Source organism: Stenotrophomonas sp. CASM101, assembly GCF_049384845.1.
In the GTDB taxonomy this organism is placed as follows: domain Bacteria; phylum Pseudomonadota; class Gammaproteobacteria; order Xanthomonadales; family Xanthomonadaceae; genus Stenotrophomonas; species Stenotrophomonas hibiscicola.
This window is the reverse complement of sequence record NZ_JBMRFR010000009.1, coordinates 25,051-41,521: the sequence shown is the minus strand read 5'-3', so window position 1 is coordinate 41,521 and position 16,471 is coordinate 25,051. Positions and strand designations below refer to the sequence as shown.

The 16,471-nt window shown below is 65.7% G+C and carries 14 protein-coding genes; 7 read left to right on the top strand and 7 right to left on the bottom strand.

The genetic code is table 11. From position 1 onward, the window contains the following. The first annotated feature begins 24 nt into the window (after nucleotides 1–24). Nucleotides 25–912: an outer membrane protein assembly factor BamD gene (locus VG543_RS13635; RefSeq protein ID WP_423178718.1), complete on the top strand. Its 888-nt coding sequence runs from the start codon at nucleotides 25–27 to the stop codon at nucleotides 910–912. Nucleotides 913–1,102: 190 nt separating this feature from the next. Continuing rightward, nucleotides 1,103–2,305: a lipase family protein gene (locus tag VG543_RS13630; RefSeq protein WP_206621696.1), complete on the top strand. Its 1,203-nt coding sequence runs from the start codon at nucleotides 1,103–1,105 to the stop codon at nucleotides 2,303–2,305. Nucleotides 2,306–2,418: 113 nt separating this feature from the next. Here the strand turns inward: VG543_RS13630 and VG543_RS13625 are convergent, their stop codons facing one another. From VG543_RS13625 to sucC, 3 genes are all read right to left on the bottom strand, one after another. Next, on the bottom strand, nucleotides 2,419–4,053 hold the full coding sequence (locus tag VG543_RS13625) for an NAD+ synthase (protein WP_021204204.1): 1,635 nt from the start codon (nucleotides 4,051–4,053) through the stop codon (nucleotides 2,419–2,421). Nucleotides 4,054–4,276: 223 nt separating this feature from the next. Continuing rightward, nucleotides 4,277–5,152: a succinate--CoA ligase subunit alpha gene (gene sucD, locus VG543_RS13620; protein WP_005418610.1), complete on the bottom strand. Its 876-nt coding sequence runs from the start codon at nucleotides 5,150–5,152 to the stop codon at nucleotides 4,277–4,279. 24 nt (nucleotides 5,153–5,176) lie between these two features. Continuing rightward, nucleotides 5,177–6,346, bottom strand: a complete 1,170-nt coding sequence (sucC, locus tag VG543_RS13615; RefSeq protein ID WP_005418614.1) for an ADP-forming succinate--CoA ligase subunit beta — start codon at nucleotides 6,344–6,346, stop codon at nucleotides 5,177–5,179. A gap of 379 nt (nucleotides 6,347–6,725) precedes the next feature. Here sucC and VG543_RS13610 point away from each other — a divergent pair, with 379 nt between their 5' ends. Both VG543_RS13610 and VG543_RS13605 read left to right on the top strand, forming a co-directional pair. After that, nucleotides 6,726–8,339 carry a sensor histidine kinase gene (locus VG543_RS13610; RefSeq protein WP_288041438.1) on the top strand — a complete coding sequence of 538 codons (1,614 nt, stop codon included), beginning with the start codon at nucleotides 6,726–6,728 and terminating at the stop codon, nucleotides 8,337–8,339. A gap of 60 nt (nucleotides 8,340–8,399) precedes the next feature. Further along, nucleotides 8,400–9,773, top strand: a complete 1,374-nt coding sequence (locus VG543_RS13605) for a sigma-54-dependent transcriptional regulator (protein WP_021204206.1) — start codon at nucleotides 8,400–8,402, stop codon at nucleotides 9,771–9,773. 173 nt (nucleotides 9,774–9,946) lie between these two features. Here VG543_RS13605 and pilB read toward each other — a convergent pair whose 3' ends face one another. The 3 genes from pilB to VG543_RS13590 form a co-directional block, all read right to left on the bottom strand. Continuing rightward, nucleotides 9,947–11,680 carry a type IV-A pilus assembly ATPase PilB gene (pilB, locus tag VG543_RS13600; RefSeq protein ID WP_423178719.1) on the bottom strand — a complete coding sequence of 578 codons (1,734 nt, stop codon included), beginning with the start codon at nucleotides 11,678–11,680 and terminating at the stop codon, nucleotides 9,947–9,949. 65 nt (nucleotides 11,681–11,745) lie between these two features. Further along, nucleotides 11,746–12,165 (bottom strand): pilin, encoded by a 420-nt coding sequence (locus VG543_RS13595; RefSeq protein ID WP_423178720.1) that lies wholly within the window; start codon nucleotides 12,163–12,165, stop codon nucleotides 11,746–11,748. Between the two features lie 98 nt (nucleotides 12,166–12,263). Next, nucleotides 12,264–12,707: a pilin gene (locus tag VG543_RS13590; protein ID WP_423178721.1), complete on the bottom strand. Its 444-nt coding sequence runs from the start codon at nucleotides 12,705–12,707 to the stop codon at nucleotides 12,264–12,266. A 359-nt stretch (nucleotides 12,708–13,066) separates the two neighbouring features. Here VG543_RS13590 and VG543_RS13585 point away from each other — a divergent pair, with 359 nt between their 5' ends. The 3 genes from VG543_RS13585 to coaE are packed head-to-tail and all read left to right on the top strand — an operon-like array spanning nucleotide 13,067 to nucleotide 15,821. Further along, entirely contained in the window at nucleotides 13,067–14,326 is a 1,260-nt protein-coding gene (locus tag VG543_RS13585) for a type II secretion system F family protein (RefSeq protein ID WP_423178722.1), read from the top strand. 8 nt (nucleotides 14,327–14,334) lie between these two features. Then, nucleotides 14,335–15,198 carry a prepilin peptidase gene (locus VG543_RS13580; protein ID WP_058981943.1) on the top strand — a complete coding sequence of 288 codons (864 nt, stop codon included), beginning with the start codon at nucleotides 14,335–14,337 and terminating at the stop codon, nucleotides 15,196–15,198. 11 nt (nucleotides 15,199–15,209) lie between these two features. After that, on the top strand, nucleotides 15,210–15,821 hold the full coding sequence (gene coaE / locus VG543_RS13575) for a dephospho-CoA kinase (protein WP_155030019.1): 612 nt from the start codon (nucleotides 15,210–15,212) through the stop codon (nucleotides 15,819–15,821). A gap of 192 nt (nucleotides 15,822–16,013) precedes the next feature. Here coaE and VG543_RS13570 read toward each other — a convergent pair whose 3' ends face one another. Next, nucleotides 16,014–16,400, bottom strand: coding sequence for a hypothetical protein (locus tag VG543_RS13570; RefSeq protein WP_423178723.1), 387 nt, complete (start codon nucleotides 16,398–16,400; stop codon nucleotides 16,014–16,016). Between the last annotated feature and the right edge of the window lie 71 nt (nucleotides 16,401–16,471).

Below are 16,471 nucleotides of genomic sequence, written 5' to 3'. Positions count from 1 at the left end.
CCAGCCGCGTCCCGCCTCGACCCCATGATCCGACGCTCCGCCATGCTCTCCGCGCCCGTCCGCCTCACCGCCCTGCTGCTGGTGCTGGTCATCGCCGCCACCGGCTGCCATCGCGGCGCCAAGAAGGGTGATCGCCCCGATGAAGGCGTGCCGGTCGAACAGCTGTACGAGAAAAGCCACAAGCTGATGCAGGGCGGCAACTGGAGCGGCGCCGAGGCCAGCTTCCGCCGCCTGGTGGCCCAGTATCCGTACGGTCCGTACACCGAGCAGGCGATGATCGAGACCGCCTACGCCCAGTACAAGGCCGGCAAGCACGATGACGCGGTGTCCAGCATCGACCGCTTCATCCGTACCTACCCGACCCACCGCAACATCGCGTACCTGTACTACCTGCGCGGCCTGGCGAACTCCAACCGCAGTACGGTTTTCCTGCGTCGCGTATGGTCACTGGATGCCAGCCGCCGCGACCTGTCCACGCCGCACCAGGCGTATTCGGACTTCAACATCGTGGTGGACCGCTATCCGAACAGCCGCTACGCCGCCGATGCGCGCCAGCGCATGCTGGAACTGCGTGACGTATTCGCCCAGCACGAACTGGACAACGCCCTGTACTACATGCGCCGCGGCGCCTGGGTCTCGGCCGCCGGCCGCGCCAACTACCTGCTGGAAACCTATCCGCAGAGCGCGTTCCAGTACGACGCCATCGCTGTCCTGGCCGATTCCTACACCCACCTGGGCAACAAGACCCTGGCCGATGATGCGCGCCGCGTCCTGCAGTTGAACCAGCCGGACCACCCGTGGCTGGAAGGCAAGTGGCCGAAGTACCCATGGATGATCCGCAAGCTGAACCCGTTCGCTGGCGAGAAGTCCGCCAGCACCGGCCAGCGCAACGCGCGACTGGAAAAGAAATAAGAAAAAGGCCCCGCAAGGGGCCTTTTCTTTGTCGGTTATCCACGCCATGCGTGGATGGTTCGTGCGCCCATGGACCACGACACTAGGAATTCTACGAATCCCCGGCGGATGCGACGCCGGTCCCAATCGGCGCGGGCGAGCCCCTCCACACTGCGGCGCAACGGCCATCCCGGCCGTGAAGGAGCGCCTCATGACCCCACCGCCACGCCATTTCCGTCCCCGCGCCTGCCTCCTCGCCACTGCCCTGCTGGCGCTGTCCTCGGCCTCCCTGGCTGCCGCACCGGCAGCACCGGGCGATCTGCTGTCTGCAGCCCCCTATCGCGCGTCGTGGGTGCCCTCCAAGGCCGCGCACGCCTACAAGCTGTACTACCGTACCCCGGATCATCGCGGCCAACTGGCCGAAGGCACCGGCCTGCTGTACCTGCCCGCCGGCACGGCGCCGGCGGGCGGCTGGCCGGTCGTGTCCTGGGCGCATGGCACGCAGGGCATCGCCGATCGCTGTGCGCCTTCGGTCTCCGGCCCGTACCAGCCCGCGCGCGACGGGCGCTTCCTCGATCAGTTCCTGGCGCAGGGCTATGCCGTGGTCGCGGCGGATTACCAGGGGTTGGGCAGTCCAGGCAGCCATGCCTATCTGCATGTGCGCACTGCCGCGCGCAACGCCATCGACATGATCAAGGCCAGCCGCCAGTACCTCGGCAACGGGACGCTGTCGCCGCGCTGGGTCTCGGTCGGCCATTCGCAGGGCGGTGCCGCCGCGCTCACGGCGGGCCACATCGCCCCCTCCTATGGTGGGCCGTCGTTGCAGTACCGCGGCAGCTTCACCACCGGAACGCCCACCGCAGTCGAACTGACCGCGCTGGTGATGAAGCCCGACAACCGCACCGCCAATCCGGGCGCGCTCAACGCGTATCACGCGTATCTGCTCGATGGCCTGCTGCAGGCCGCGCCGCAGATCGACCGCGTCCTCAGCGATGAAGGCCGCGCGCGGGTGGCGGTGGCACGCGAGCAGTGCCTGGGCGAACTGGCCGTCACCCTGGACGGCGCGGACACCGGCAGCATGTTCACTGCACCGCTGACCCACGTGCCGGGCATCTGGGCCGTGCTGTACGACTACCTTGGCGTACCGCGCCGCGGCTTCAGCCAACCGCTGATGCTGGGCCACGGCAGCGAGGACCGCGATGTGCCCTATCTGACCACCCTGCTGTATGCCGCAGGCCTGGCCCTGCGAGGCGAGCCGGTCGCGTTCCGGCGCTATCCGGTCGATCACCGCGGCACGCTGGACGCGGCGGCGGCGGATGGCCTGGCGTTCGTACGTGCGCGGTTTGAGGATGGCCACTTCAGCGACGCTGCGGAAACTGCCGGCATCGAACAGCTGCTCGACGAAGTCCCGTAGATCCATGCCACGCGTGGATGATCTTCGACCACCGTGCGGACCACGGTCCGCACCCACCGGAGAGGGCCGACGGGTTGCCGGCCAGCGGCCGGCACTGCCCACCCACCGTTGCCTCAGCCCTTGTAGCCGTTGCTGATCGGGTAGCGACGCTCGCGACCGAACGCCCGGCGCGACACCTTCGGCCCCGGCGCGGCCTGGTGCCGCTTCCACTCGCTGATGCGTACCAGGCGCAGCACGCGGTCAACCACGGCCGCGTCGTAGCCGGCGGCCACGATCTCCGTGCGCGACTGTTCCTGGTCGATGTAGCGGTACAGGATGCCGTCCAGCACGTCATAGGCCGGCAGCGAATCCTGGTCCAGCTGGTTCTCGCGCAGCTCGGCCGATGGCGGGCGGCTGATCACCGCCGGCGGAATCACCGGCGCGCCGCCCACGGTATTGCGCCATTTGGACAGGCCGAACACCTCGGTCTTGTACAGGTCCTTCAACGGCGCATAGCCACCGCACATGTCGCCGTAGATGGTGGCGTAGCCGACGGCGTACTCGCTCTTGTTGCCGGTGGTCAGCAACAGGCCGCCGAACTTGTTGGCCAGTGCCATCAGGATCACCCCGCGGCTGCGCGACTGCAGGTTCTCTTCGGTCACGTCCGGCGCGGTGCCTTCGAACATCGGCGCCAGCGATTCCATCAGGCCCTTGAACGCCGGCTCGATCGAGACCGCTTCCAGCTTCACGCCCAGTGCCTGGCACTGCTCGGCGGCCAGGTCGTTGGACATGCCGGCGGTATAGCGCGACGGCAGGCGCACGGCGGTAACGTTCCCAGCGCCGAGCGCGTCGACCGCCAGCGCCAGTACCAGCGCCGAATCAATGCCACCGGACAGCCCCAGCCACACCTTCTTGAAGCCGTTCTTGCGGCAGTAGTCCTGGATGCCACGGGTCACGGCACGCCAGGCCAGCGCGTCCATGCTCTCGTCGCCATCGTCCATCCACACGTGCGGCATGAAGCGGCGGGTCTCACCGTCGTACTCCACCACCAGCCACTGGTCGACGAAGGCAGCGGCAGCCGGGTGTACCGTGCCGTCACCATCTGCCACCACCGACGCGCCGTCGAACACCAGCGCATCCTGGCCACCGACCACGTTGAGATAGGCGATGGCCGCCCCGCTCTCGCGGGTGCGTGCGGCCAGCACCGCGTCGCGCTGGGCGTGCTTGCCCCGCTCGTACGGCGAGGCATTGGGCACTACCACCAGTTGCGCCCCCGCGCGCACGGTGTCGGCCAGCGGCTCGGCGAACCAAAGGTCCTCGCAGATCAGCAAACCCACCGGAATGCCATTGACCTCGAACACACAGCTGCCGCCGTCCGGATCGACATCGAAGTAGCGACGCTCGTCGAACACCGCGTAGTTGGGCAGCTCGCGCTTGCGGTAGGTCTGCTCCAGCAGGCCATCGCGCAGCACGCTGGCGGCGTTGTAGACCACCGCACCAGCCGCCTGCGGCCAGCCGACCACGGCGGTGATGCCACGGCAGGCAGCAGCGATACGGCCCATCGCCTGCTCGCATTCGTACAGGAAGCCGGGACGCAGCAGCAGGTCCTCCGGCGGATAACCGCTCACTGCCAGCTCGGGGAACATCACCAGCTCGGCGCCATACTCGTCGCGCGCCTGTCCGATCATCTCGATGATGCGCTCGGTGTTGCCGGCGACATCGCCGACCGGGAAATCGAACTGCGCCATCGCGATGCGGATCGAAGCCATGGGAATCAGCCTGTGGTTGCAATGCGCCCATTGTAGCGCCGCGTCGTGCGCGCGCCGGGGGCGTTCACTGCGTGGACAGCCCCGGCTCAGTAGATCCACGCCATGCGTGGATGGGCCGACCAGGCGGCCGCCAGACGCAGAAAAGCCGCCCGAGGGCGGCTTTTCCAAAGCAAGCCGAGCGTGGGCTCGGCTCTACAGAATCGGCTGCCAGAGGCAGTCGTTCTTATTTCACCAGCTTGGCGATGGCAGCGCCCAGGTCGCCCGGCGAACGGACGGTGACGACGCCAGCAGCTTCCATGGCGGCGAACTTGCCTTCGGCAGTGCCCTTGCCGCCCGAGGCGATCGCACCGGCGTGGCCCATGCGCTTGCCGGCCGGAGCCGACGCACCGGCGATGAAACCGACGACCGGCTTCTTCACGTGGTTCTTGATGTACTCGGCACCGGCTTCCTCGGCGTCACCGCCGATTTCGCCGACCATGATGATGCCTTCGGTCTGCGGGTCTTCGTTGAACAGCTTCAGGCAGTCGACGAAGTTCAGGCCATTGATCGGGTCGCCACCGATGCCGATGCAGGTGGACTGGCCCAGGCCGACTTCGGTGGTCTGCTTGACCGCTTCATAGGTCAGGGTGCCCGAACGCGATACGATGCCGATCTTGCCCGGCTTGTGGATGTGGCCCGGCATGATGCCGATCTTGCACTCACCCGGGGTGATGACACCCGGGCAGTTCGGACCGATCAGGACGGTGTCCGGGTAGGAACGGGTCAGCACGTTCTTGACGCGCAGCATGTCCAGCACCGGGATGCCTTCGGTGATGCAGACGATGACCTTGATGCCGGCAGCAGCGGCTTCCAGGATCGCATCGGCCGCGAACGGCGGCGGCACGTAGATGACCGACGCGTTGGCGCCGGTGCTCTGCACGGCGTCGGCAACGGTGTTGAAGACCGGCAGGTCGATGTGGGTGGTGCCACCCTTGCCCGGGGTCACGCCGCCAACAACCTGGGTGCCGTACTCGATCATCTGAGTGGCGTGGAAGGTGCCCTGCTGGCCGGTGAAGCCCTGCACGATCACCTTGGTGTTCTTGTTAATCAAAACAGACATGGGAATTTCCTTCGGTGTCGTGGATCAGGCGGCGTTCTTGACCGCTTCAACGACCTTCTTGGCGCCGTCGTTGATGTTGTCAGCCGGGATGATGGCCATGCCGCTGTCACGCAGCAGCTGCTTGCCTTCTTCCACGTTGGTGCCTTCCAGGCGCACCACGACCGGAACCTTGACGCCCACTTCCTTCACGGCGGCGATGATGCCTTCGGCAATCATGTCGCAGCGGACGATGCCGCCGAAGATGTTGACGAAGATGCCTTCAACCTTGTCCGAGGACAGGATCAGCTTGAACGCTTCGATGACGCGCTGCTTGTTGGCACCGCCGCCCACGTCCAGGAAGTTCGCCGGCTCGCCGCCGTTGAGCTTGATGACGTCCATGGTGGCCATGGCCAGGCCGGCACCGTTCACCATGCAGCCGATGTTGCCGTCCATGGTGACGTAGTTGATGTCCAGCTCCGAAGCGGTCACTTCGGTTTCATCTTCCTGGGACTTGTCGCGCATCGCGACCAGTTCCTTGTGGCGGAAGTTGGCGTTGTCGTCGCTGTTGAACTTGCCGTCCAGCGCGTACAGGTTGCCATCGTCCAGGATGGCCAGCGGGTTGATCTCAACCAGCGCCAGGTCCTTTTCGTTGAAGATGCGGTACAGGTTCACCATGATGTTGGCGAACTGGCCGGCCTGCTTGGCGGTCAGGCCCATCTTGAAGCCGATGTCACGGCCGTGGTAACCCTGCACGCCTTCGACGAAGTCCACGTTCAGGGTGTGGATCTTGTCCGGGGTCTCGGCAGCGACCTGCTCGATTTCCATGCCGCCTTCGGAAGAGGCGATGTAGCTGATGGTGCGGGTGCCGCGATCCACCAGGACCGACAGGTACAGCTCCTTGACGATCTCACCGGCGGTGGTCACCAGCACCAGGTTGATCGGCAGCTCGACGCCGGCGGTCTGGTAGGTGGCCATCTTGGTGCCGAGCATCTTGGCCGCTGCGGCCTTCACATCATCGACGGTCTTGCAGAACTTGACGCCGCCAGCCTTGCCGCGGCCGCCAGCGTGGATCTGCGCCTTGACCATCCAGGGGCCCTGGCCCAGCGACTGGGCGACTTCAACCGCCTCGTCCGGGGTCGCCGCGACCTTGCCGGCCGGGACCGGGATGCCGTATTCGGCAAGCAGTTGTTTTGCCTGGTATTCGTGGAAATTCATGCGTCACCGTGGGAATAGGAACGACCGCACGCAATTCCTCAGGGCCCCTGGAAGAGGCACCGGCACGGACCGCGGCGGGCCCACTATTGTGGCCGAGCCGGCGCCGGGGCGCAAAGAAGTCTGTACAAAACGCCAGACGCGGGCGGATTTTCGCGGTCATTCAGGCAGTTGCGCCCGCCGTGGCGCTGGCCTCCGGTCTCCGCGGCGGGCCAAATGCGCGATGCGGGGCGGTCCCGCGGCGCCAGCGCAGGGGCCCTATACTGGCCCTCTCGAGCACGCTCGACACTACATCGACGCGACGTGCCCGCCCGGCCTCAGGGGATGCCAGGCAGGCCCGCCGCAGATTCCAGACCCAGGCAGCCAGAAGGGGAGTTCCGGCGTGTCACCCAGTGCTTCATTGATCGACCGCATCGAATCGATTCCGCGGCGTGAGCTGTACTTCTTCGCGCTGTACCGGGTGCTGATCGCCGCAGTCATCGCCGGCCTGCTCTACAGCCCCCTGTCCGGCATGGTCGGCGAGGCCCACCATCCGCGCCTGGCCGATACCGTTGCGGCCATCTATCTGGTGCTGTCGCTGCTGGCCCTGGCGATCGGCCGCAACGAACGCTGGCTGCGCCCCATCGTGGTCACCAGCGTGCTGGCGGATATCATCGCCGCCACCCTGCTGGCGCACGCCCTGCCCGGCGCCAGCGCCGGCATCTCGATGTCGCTGCTGTTCAACATCGCCGCGGCCGCCACCCTGCTGCCGCTGAGCTGGGGGCTGGGCCTGGCAGTCGCGGCCAGCCTGGCCACCGGTACCGAATACCTGTGGAAAGTGCTGGAAGGCGGCGATCCCACCCGCACGCTGGCCGAGCTGGCCATGTTCGCCACCAGCTACCTGGCGCTGGCCTTCATCAGCTACCAGGTGGGCAGCCGCGCACGCCGCAACCAGCAGCTGGCCAACCAGCGCGGCGACGAAGTAGCCAACCTGTTCCAGATCAACGAACTGATCATCCGCCGCATGCGCACTGGCGTGCTGGTGGTAGACGCCGACAACCGCATCACCCTGGCCAATGAAGCGGCCTCGATGCTGCTCGGTGACAATGACGGCATCGGTGAGACAGGACGCCTGGATCTGGCCAGTGCCGCGCCGGAACTGGCGCGCCGCCTGCAGCGCTGGCGCAACGGCTGGGCGCAGGACGAACTGCCGCTGCAGCTCAACCCCGACCAGCCGGAAGTGCAACCGCGCTTCGCCCGCCTGCTGGCGGGCAGCGAGCTGGCCCTGGTGTTCCTGGACGATTCCAGCGTGGTCTCGCGGCGCGCCGAATCGCTCACCCTGTCGGCCATGGGCCGCTTCTCGGCCAGCCTCGCCCATGAAATCCGCAACCCGCTGGCGGCGATCAACTATGCCGTGCAGCTGCTGGAAGAAGGCACCGGCTTCAACGAAAGCGACCGCCGCCTGCTGCAGATCATCCGCCAGCAATGCCAGCGCACCAATGGCATCGTCGAAAGCGTGCTGGGGCTGGCACGACGCGAACGCGCCACGCCCGAGAACGTCGACCTGGTCGCCTTCGTGCGCCGCTTCGTGCTGGAGTACAAACAAGGCCAGACGCTGGAAACCGACAGCATCGAACCGATCATCAGCGATACGGCGGTGATGGCGCAGGTCGACGCCAAGCACCTGTACCAGGTGCTCACCGTGCTGGTGCACAACGCATTGAAGTACGGCCGCATCGGCCAGCAGCCGGCGCGGGTGCGCCTGCGCGTGGCACAACACGAACGTAGCGCGGTGATCGACGTGATGGACCGTGGCCCCGGCATTCCCGAGAGCGTGGCCGCACAGCTGTTCCGTCCGTTCTTCACCACCTCCGAGCACGGCACCGGGCTGGGCCTGTATATCGCCCGCGAGTTGTGCCGGGCCAACCAGGCACGCCTGGACTACATTCCCGTGCCCGCCGGCGGCTCCTGCTTCCGCCTGGTGCTGCCCGGCCCCCACACGCTGCTGCCCACCTGATTGCAGATCTGTGCGTCAAACATTTGTCGCTTCCAGCCCCCTCGTTTATCTTTCACGCCCATGAACGAAACCCGCAGCGCCCTCGTCGTCGACGATGAACGCGACATCCGCGAACTGCTGGTACTGACCCTTGGCCGCATGGGCCTGCGCATCAGTACCGCCGCCAACCTGGCCGAAGCCCGCGAGCTGCTGGCCAGCAATCCGTACGATCTGTGCATCACCGACATGCGGCTTCCGGATGGCAACGGTATCGAGCTGGTCAGCGAGATCGCCCAGCACTACCCGCGCACGCCGGTGGCGATGATCACCGCGTTCGGCAGCATGGACCTGGCCGTGGAAGCGCTGAAGGCCGGTGCCTTCGACTTCGTCAGCAAGCCGGTGGACATCTCGGTACTGCGTGGCCTGGTCAAGCACGCGCTGGAACTCAACAACAGCGAACGCCCTGCGCCCGGCCCCGCCACCGAACAGGCAGCACGCCTGCTCGGCGCTTCGCCGGCCATGGACGTACTGCGCACCACCATCAGCAAGGTCGCGCGCAGCCAGGCGCCGGTCTACATCCTCGGTGAATCCGGGGTTGGCAAGGAACTGGTTGCTCGCACCATCCACGCCCAGGGCGCGCGCGCGGCCGGGCCGTTCGTGCCGGTCAACTGCGGCGCCATTCCCGGCGAGCTGATGGAAAGCGAATTCTTCGGTCACCGCAAAGGCAGCTTCAGCGGCGCGCATGCCGACAAGCCCGGCCTGTTCCAGGCCGCGCACGGCGGCACCCTGTTCCTGGACGAAGTGGCCGAGCTGCCGCTGCAGATGCAGGTGAAACTGCTGCGCGCCATCCAGGAAAAGTCGGTGCGCGCGGTCGGTGCGGCCAACGAAGAGCCGGTGGACGTACGCATCCTCTCGGCCACCCACAAGGACCTGGCCGAGCTGGTCGAGGACGGGCGCTTCCGCCACGATCTGTACTACCGCATCAACGTGATCGAGTTGAAGGTGCCGCCACTGCGCGAGCGCCGCCAGGACCTGCCGGAACTGGCCGCTGCCGTGTTGGCGCGGCTGGCCCGCAGCCACGGCCGCGCCACCCCGCTGCTGGCGCCGTCGGCGCTGGAAGCGCTGGCCCACTATGCGTTCCCGGGCAATGTGCGCGAGCTGGAGAACATCCTGGAACGCGCGCTGGCACTGGCCGAAGAAGACCGCATCGGTGCCGACGACCTGCGCCTGCCGCAGCACGCCCCGCGTGCGCCGGGCAGTGCCGCGCCCGCCGAAGCCGTGGCCGACCTGCAGCCCGGCAGCGCCGCCCTGCCCTCGTACATCGAGCAGCTGGAGCGCAGCGCCATCCAGCGCGCGCTGGAGGAGAACCGCTGGAACAAGACCCGCACGGCTGCGCAGTTGGGGATTACCTTCCGCGCGCTGCGCTACAAGCTGAAGAAGCTGGGGATGGAGTAGAGCCGAGCCCATGCCCGGCTGCGCGGTGGTCGGGACCGCGCCATCCACGCATGGCGTGGAACTACTATGGGATCCGTGGCCGATCATCCACGCATGGCGTGGATCTACTGTAGAGCCGAGCCCACGCTCGGCTGCTCTTCGGTACCTCAGCCGAGCATGGGCTCGGCTCTACCTCAATCCTTGGTAACGCGATTGATCTCCGCCAGGCTGGTGATCCCGGCCGCAGCTTTCATCAACGCAGACTGCCGCAGGTCGTTCACCCCGATCTGCTGCGCCGCCTCTGCAATCTGCAGTGCATTGCCACCGGCCAGCACGATGGTGGCGATCTCATCGGTCATCGGCATCACCTGATAGATACCCGTTCGGCCCTTGTAGCCCTCGGTACACTCATCGCAGCCCACCGCCTCATACAACTGGATACCCGCATCCAGCTGCGCCTGGGTGAAGCCCTCGGCCAGCAGCGCGTGCTCCGGCAGGTTCGCCGGGCGCTTGCAGTTCGGGCACAACCGGCGTGCCAGGCGCTGCGCGATCACCAGCGTCACCGAGCTGGTGATGTTGTACGGCGCGATGCCCATGTTCATCAGGCGCGCGATGGTCTGCGGCGCATCGTTGGTATGCAGCGTGGAAAGCACCATGTGGCCGGTCTGCGCCGCCTTGATCGCAATCTCGGCCGTCTCCAGGTCGCGGATTTCGCCGACCATGATGATGTCCGGATCCTGTCGCAGGAACGAGCGCAGCGCCGCAGCGAAGGTCATGCCACGCTTGTTGTTCTGCTGCACCTGGTTGACTCCGGGCAGGCGGATTTCCACCGGGTCTTCGGCGGTGGAAATATTGCGCGTCTCGTCGTTGAGGATGCCCAGCGCGGTATACAGCGAAACGGTCTTGCCCGAACCGGTGGGGCCGGTCACCAGCACCATGCCGTAAGGCTTGTGGATCGCATCCAGGAACAGCTTCTGCTGGTCCGGCTCGTAGCCCAGTTTGTCGATGCCCAGCTTGGCCGCGCTGCCATCCAGGATACGCAGCACCACCTTTTCACCGAACAGGGTCGGCAGCGTGCTGACGCGGAAATCGATCTGCTTGGTCTTGGACAGGTTGAGCTTGATGCGCCCGTCCTGCGGCACGCGCTTTTCGGCGATGTCCAGCTGCGCCATCACCTTCAGGCGCGCGGCAATGCGCTGGTTCAGCTTCACCGGCGCGCGCGCGACCATCTTCAGCAGGCCGTCGATGCGCAGGCGCACGCGGTAATCGTCTTCGTAGGGCTCGAAGTGGATATCCGAGGCGCCCTTGCGGATCGCATCGACCAGCACCTTGTTGACGAACTTCACCACCGGGGTGTCATCGCCCTTGGCGTCGATGCCGGAGTCGCCGGTGCTGGCGCCGAGATCTTCGTCACCGGCCGCGACGTCCAAGTTGCCCATGCCCTCGTCATCGCCGCCCAGCGCGTTGCCGATGGCATCGTGGCTGGCGTGCCACTGCTCCAGCGTACGGCGGATCTGGTCTTCATCAACCAGGATCGGCTCCACCACCAGATTGGTGTGGAACTTGATCTCGTCCAGCGCATGGGTCGGGTTGCTGGTGCCCACGAACAGCTTGCCGCCGCGCTTGAACAGCGGCAGCACGTTGTGCTTGCGCAGCAGCTCCTCGCTGACCAGGCTCATCGCGTTCTGGCTGGCGTCGAACGTGGACACGTCGAACAGCGGCATGCCGAACTCGACCGCATTGGCGGCGGCGAGCTGCGAGGCACTGACCAGCTTGTTCTGTGCGAACCACGTCGGCAGCGGCTGGCGGGCGGCCGTGGCCTTGGCCATGGCGTCGCGGGCGGTGGCCTCATCAAGGGCGCCGTCCTGTACTAGGCGACGGGCCAGGCCGGTGATGCCGACAAGGTTGGCGGTGACGACTGTGTTCATGCATGTACTCCTACTCCCCCGCGCAGCCTACCCGACACACCGCCTATGCGGAATGCCCAGAGGCATCAACCGTGAGGACAGCCTTTGGGCGCTACTTCAGCCGGAGCATCGGTCTTGCAATCCCAGATGCCGGAATTCGCGGCATAGGTGATGGTGACAGTGGCGGACTTCACTTTGTCGTTCACGCCTGTGGCCTTCATCGTTGCCGTGATGACACAAGGAACCGCTGCTGTCGCCTCGATGCCGTCGACATACTTGCCAGTGACGACTGCGCTGTCCGGCAGGGCGCAGGAAGAGGCGCCGTTGCTATTGGCGAACTGCTCGGCCACCGGCGTTTTCAGTCCGCCCAGTAGCACAACGGCCTCAGACAACTGGCCCCGTGCGGTGTAGTCGTTGTATTGCGGGATGGCGATAGCTGCCAGAATGGCGATGATTGCTACAACAATCATTAACTCGATCAGAGTAAAACCGGATTGCTTGTTCATGGAGGCGCTCCCCAACGCGCAGCGTGAATAGACAGGACAATGTATGCCAACAAAAAGCCCCGGCATTGCCGGGGCTTTTTGGGCGCATGCAACTTAGATTAGCCGCCGCCAGCTGCAGCGGTAGCTTCGCATGCCTTCGGCGTAATGGCGGAGTCGACGCTGCTCTTGCAGGCCCACTTACCATCGGCCGGAGTGTAGGTCAGCGTGATAGTCGCACTCTTGACCTTATCGTTGACACCCGCAGCATTCATTTTCGCTTCGACAGCGCAGCTGGCGGCAGCCGGCGTCGCCTTAACTGCGGCAACATACTTACCAGCGGTGACCGAACCCGTCGGCACGACACAAGAATTGGCCGCAGTGTTGTCCTGAGCATAAGCCTCGGCAATCGGAGTCTTCAGGCCGCTAGCCAAGGTGAAAGCCTCGGTCAACTGAGCGCGTGCGGTGTAATCGTTGTACTGCGGGATGGCAATGGCGGCCAGGATCGCGATGATCGCAACGACGATCATCAGTTCGATCAGGGTGAAGCCCTTCTGGTTCTTCATGGTGGTACGTCCCCAAGATAAGTGGTGGTTGATGTCGGGGTGGCGGCCGACCGGCCAATGGCCAGTTGAGCAGGCTACCCGTCCCCGCGGGTGGATCAACGCAGGTTGCGTGCCAATCTCCCATGGCAGCGCCTCCCCGATTTCCCCGCGCCCATGATGGCAGCAATTTCGCGGATGGGAACCCCCTTTGGCCGAATCTGCGATGGACGCGGCAATGTGACGCGGTGCGTCACCTTTCGTCTCCGCAGGTCAAAAAACCTGCGCAGCGTCACGCTGGCACACTCCCCTGACAGCCCCGAACCAGCTACCATCGCCGGTCATGATGCCCGCCTGGGGATGGCGGGCCTTGGGGAGCCAACATGTCTGTCAGTCGCAGTGCGATCAAGAAAGAGCCCGTGGCCCGCGCCACCACGGAGCTGCAACCGTTTGTCTGGGAGGGGACCGACAAGCGGGGCGTGAAGATGAAAGGGGAGCAGGTCGCCAAGAACGCGAATCTGCTGCGTGCGGAACTGCGGCGCCAGGGCATCAACCCCGGCACGGTAAAGCCCAAGCCGAAGCCACTGTTCGGAGCAGCCGGCAGCAAGGTTACGCCGAAGGATATTGCCTTTTTCAGCCGTCAGATGGCGACGATGATGAAGTCCGGTGTGCCGATCGTCTCGGCGCTGGACATCATTGCCAGTGGGCACAAGAACCCACGCATGAAGAAGATGGTGGACGGGATTCGCGCCGATATCGAAGGCGGCTCCTCGCTATATGAGGCGGTCAGCAAGCATCCTGTGCAGTTCGACGAACTCTATCGGAACCTGGTCCGGGCTGGTGAGGGTGCCGGTGTACTGGAAACGGTGCTGGACACGGTCGCCACCTACAAGGAAAACATCGAAGCGCTGAAGGGCAAGATCAAGAAGGCGCTGTTCTATCCGGCCATGGTGGTGGTCGTGGCGCTACTGGTCAGTGCCATCATGCTGATCTTCGTCGTACCGCAGTTTGAGGAAGTCTTCCGCGGTTTCGGCGCAGACCTGCCCGCGTTTACCCAGATGATCGTGAACCTTTCGCGCTTCATGGTTTCGTGGTGGTGGCTGATGGCGATCGTGGCGATTGGCAGCGTCGTGGCGTTCACCATGGCCTACAATCGATCACCCAAGATGCAGCACACCATGGACCGGCTGATCCTGAGGGTGCCCGTGATCGGCCAGATCATGCACAACAGCTCGATCGCCCGCTTCGCCCGCACCACGGCGGTGACCTTCAAGGCCGGCGTGCCGCTGGTGGAGGCGCTCGGCATCGTTGCCGGCGCTACCGGCAACAAGGTCTATGAGGAAGGCGTACTCCGGATGCGCGACGACGTGTCGGTCGGCTATCCGGTCAATGTGGCCATGAAGCAGCTGAACCTGTTCCCGCACATGGTCATCCAGATGACCGGCATCGGTGAAGAGGCAGGCGCTCTGGATTCGATGCTGTTCAAGGTGGCGGAGTATTATGAACAGGAAGTCAACAATGCCGTGGATGCCTTGAGCAGCCTGCTGGAACCGATGATCATGATCTTCATAGGCATCGTGGTGGGCGGTATGGTCATCGGCATGTACCTCCCCATCTTCAAACTCGGCGCCGTCGTCGGCTAAAGGTATCAATGGCATTTCTCGACCAGCACCCCGGCCTCGGCTACCCCGCCGCGGCCGCCCTGGGACTGCTGCTGGGCAGTTTCCTGAACGTGGTCATCCTGCGGCTGCCCAAGCGGCTGGAGTGGCAGTGGAAGCGCGATGCGCGCGAAGTCCTGGAGGAACCGGACTTCTATGAACCACCCCCACCGGGGATCGTGGTGGAGCCGTCGCACTGCCCGCACTGCAAGCACAAGCTGAGCTGGTACGAGAACATCCCGCTGTTCAGCTGGATCATCCAGGGCGGCAAGTGCCGCCACTGCAAGGCGCCGATCTCGCTGCAGTACCCGCTGGTGGAGGCGCTGACCTCGGTGCTGGTGCTGGCTTGCGTCTGGCAGTTCGGATTCGGCTGGCAGGGCTTTGGCGCCATCGTGCTGACCTGCTTCCTGATCGCCCTGTCCGGCATCGACCTGCGCACCCAGCTGCTGCCCGATCAGTTGACCCTGCCACTGATGTGGCTGGGCCTGATAGGCAACATCGACAACCTGTACATGCCGGCAAAGCCTGCATTGGTCGGCGCGGCGGTGGGCTACCTGTCGCTGTGGATGGTCTGGTGGCTGTTCAAGCAGCTGACCGGCAAGGAAGGTATGGGCCACGGTGATTTCAAGCTGCTGGCCGCGCTGGGCGCCTGGTGCGGGCTGAAGGGCATCCTGCCGATCATCCTGCTGTCGTCGGTGCTGGGCGCCATCATCGGCTCGATCTGGCTGTACAGCCGGGGCCGTGACCGCGCCACGCCCATTCCCTTCGGGCCGTATCTGGCCATCGCCGGCTGGCTGTACTTCATGTGGGGCGCACCGCTGGTGGATCAGTACCTGGTGATGAGCGGGCTGCGCTGAGGGGAGTCCCCATGAGCCGCTATGTGGTTGGCCTGACCGGGGGCATCGCCTCCGGCAAGACCGAAGTGACCCGGCGCTTCGAGGCGCTGGGCATTGTGGTGGCCGATGCCGATCTGGCCGCACGGGCCGTGGTGGCCGCCGGCAGCCCGGCGCTGGCCCGCATCGCCGAGCGCTTCGGCGCCGACATGCTGCTGGCCGATGGCAGCCTGGACCGGGCCCGCCTGCGCGCTCACGTGTTCGCCGATCCGGCCGAGCGGACGGCGCTGGAAGCGATCACCCACCCGGCTATCCGCCTGCTGATGCAGCAGCAGTGCGAGCAAGCTGAGAGCCCCTATGCGGTTGCCGCCATTCCGCTGCTGACCGAGGTGGGTGGGCGGAAGGCCTACCCATGGCTGGACCGGGTGCTGCTGGTGGACGCGCCGGAGGCCGTGCAGCACGCCCGGCTGATGCAGCGCGATGGTATCGACGCGGCGCTGGCCGACCGGATGATTGCTGCCCAGGCCAGCCGCGCGCAGCGGTTGGCGTTGGCCGATGACGTGGTGGTCAATGATGGGCAGCCGGAGGACCTGCAGGTGCAGGTGGAACAGCTGCATGCGCGGTATCTGGGGTTGGCCGGGGGTTGAGGCCGGGTTGCCGGCCGGCGGCCGGCACTACCAAAGCGTATCCACGCGTGGCGTGGATCTACTGGACGACTCGGTTGCCGGCCAGCGGCCGGCACTACCAAAGCGTATCCATGCGCGGCGTGGATCTACGGGACGACTCGGTTGCCGGCCAGCGGCCGGCACTACCGAAGCGTATCCACGCGTGGCGTGGATCTACTCCAGCTGCAGGCGGGCGTAGCGGGCCAGTTCGCGGGCGCCGAGCAGCAGGCCGTCGACGACATCGGGATTGAGTTGCTGGCGGGCACCGCCCTGCTCCCGCGCGATTTCGGCGGCGTGCAGTAGCTGGATCAGGGTGTTCAGACCGGCAAGCGTGCGGCTGAGGCCGGCCATCGTGGCGGCCTGCGCCGGGCTGGCCCCCTGCACGTCCAGCCGCTGGCCGTCGGCGGCGTCGCGGCCATCCATGCGCGCCAGCAGGGCGGGCAGCAGGTCCTTGGGGTCATCCAGCAGCACTTCGACACGCTCGGCGACGTCGGCAGGCAGCAGGTGGGCCGCATCGCCGATCAGGGCGTGCAGCTGGGGGAACAGCGGGTGGGTGGACATGGTGGAGCTCCTCGCAGTCGGCAGGCCACCTGCAGATGCAAGGTGGCGGACGGTGCGGGTTGGCGTACCGG

Coding starts and splice junctions, on each gene's coding strand:
- VG543_RS13570 (WP_423178723.1), bottom strand. CDS start 16,400: ATGTCCACCCACCCGCTGTTCCCCCAGCTGCACGCCCTGATCGGCGAT.
- sucC (WP_005418614.1), bottom strand. CDS start 6,346: ATGAATTTCCACGAATACCAGGCAAAACAACTGCTTGCCGAATACGGC.
- coaE (WP_155030019.1), top strand. CDS start 15,210: ATGAGCCGCTATGTGGTTGGCCTGACCGGGGGCATCGCCTCCGGCAAG.
- VG543_RS13580 (WP_058981943.1), top strand. CDS start 14,335: ATGGCATTTCTCGACCAGCACCCCGGCCTCGGCTACCCCGCCGCGGCC.
- VG543_RS13595 (WP_423178720.1), bottom strand. CDS start 12,165: ATGAACAAGCAATCCGGTTTTACTCTGATCGAGTTAATGATTGTTGTA.
- VG543_RS13635 (WP_423178718.1), top strand. CDS start 25: ATGATCCGACGCTCCGCCATGCTCTCCGCGCCCGTCCGCCTCACCGCC.
- VG543_RS13605 (WP_021204206.1), top strand. CDS start 8,400: ATGAACGAAACCCGCAGCGCCCTCGTCGTCGACGATGAACGCGACATC.
- VG543_RS13625 (WP_021204204.1), bottom strand. CDS start 4,053: ATGGCTTCGATCCGCATCGCGATGGCGCAGTTCGATTTCCCGGTCGGC.
- VG543_RS13630 (WP_206621696.1), top strand. CDS start 1,103: ATGACCCCACCGCCACGCCATTTCCGTCCCCGCGCCTGCCTCCTCGCC.
- VG543_RS13590 (WP_423178721.1), bottom strand. CDS start 12,707: ATGAAGAACCAGAAGGGCTTCACCCTGATCGAACTGATGATCGTCGTT.
- sucD (WP_005418610.1), bottom strand. CDS start 5,152: ATGTCTGTTTTGATTAACAAGAACACCAAGGTGATCGTGCAGGGCTTC.
- VG543_RS13585 (WP_423178722.1), top strand. CDS start 13,067: ATGTCTGTCAGTCGCAGTGCGATCAAGAAAGAGCCCGTGGCCCGCGCC.
- pilB (WP_423178719.1), bottom strand. CDS start 11,680: ATGAACACAGTCGTCACCGCCAACCTTGTCGGCATCACCGGCCTGGCC.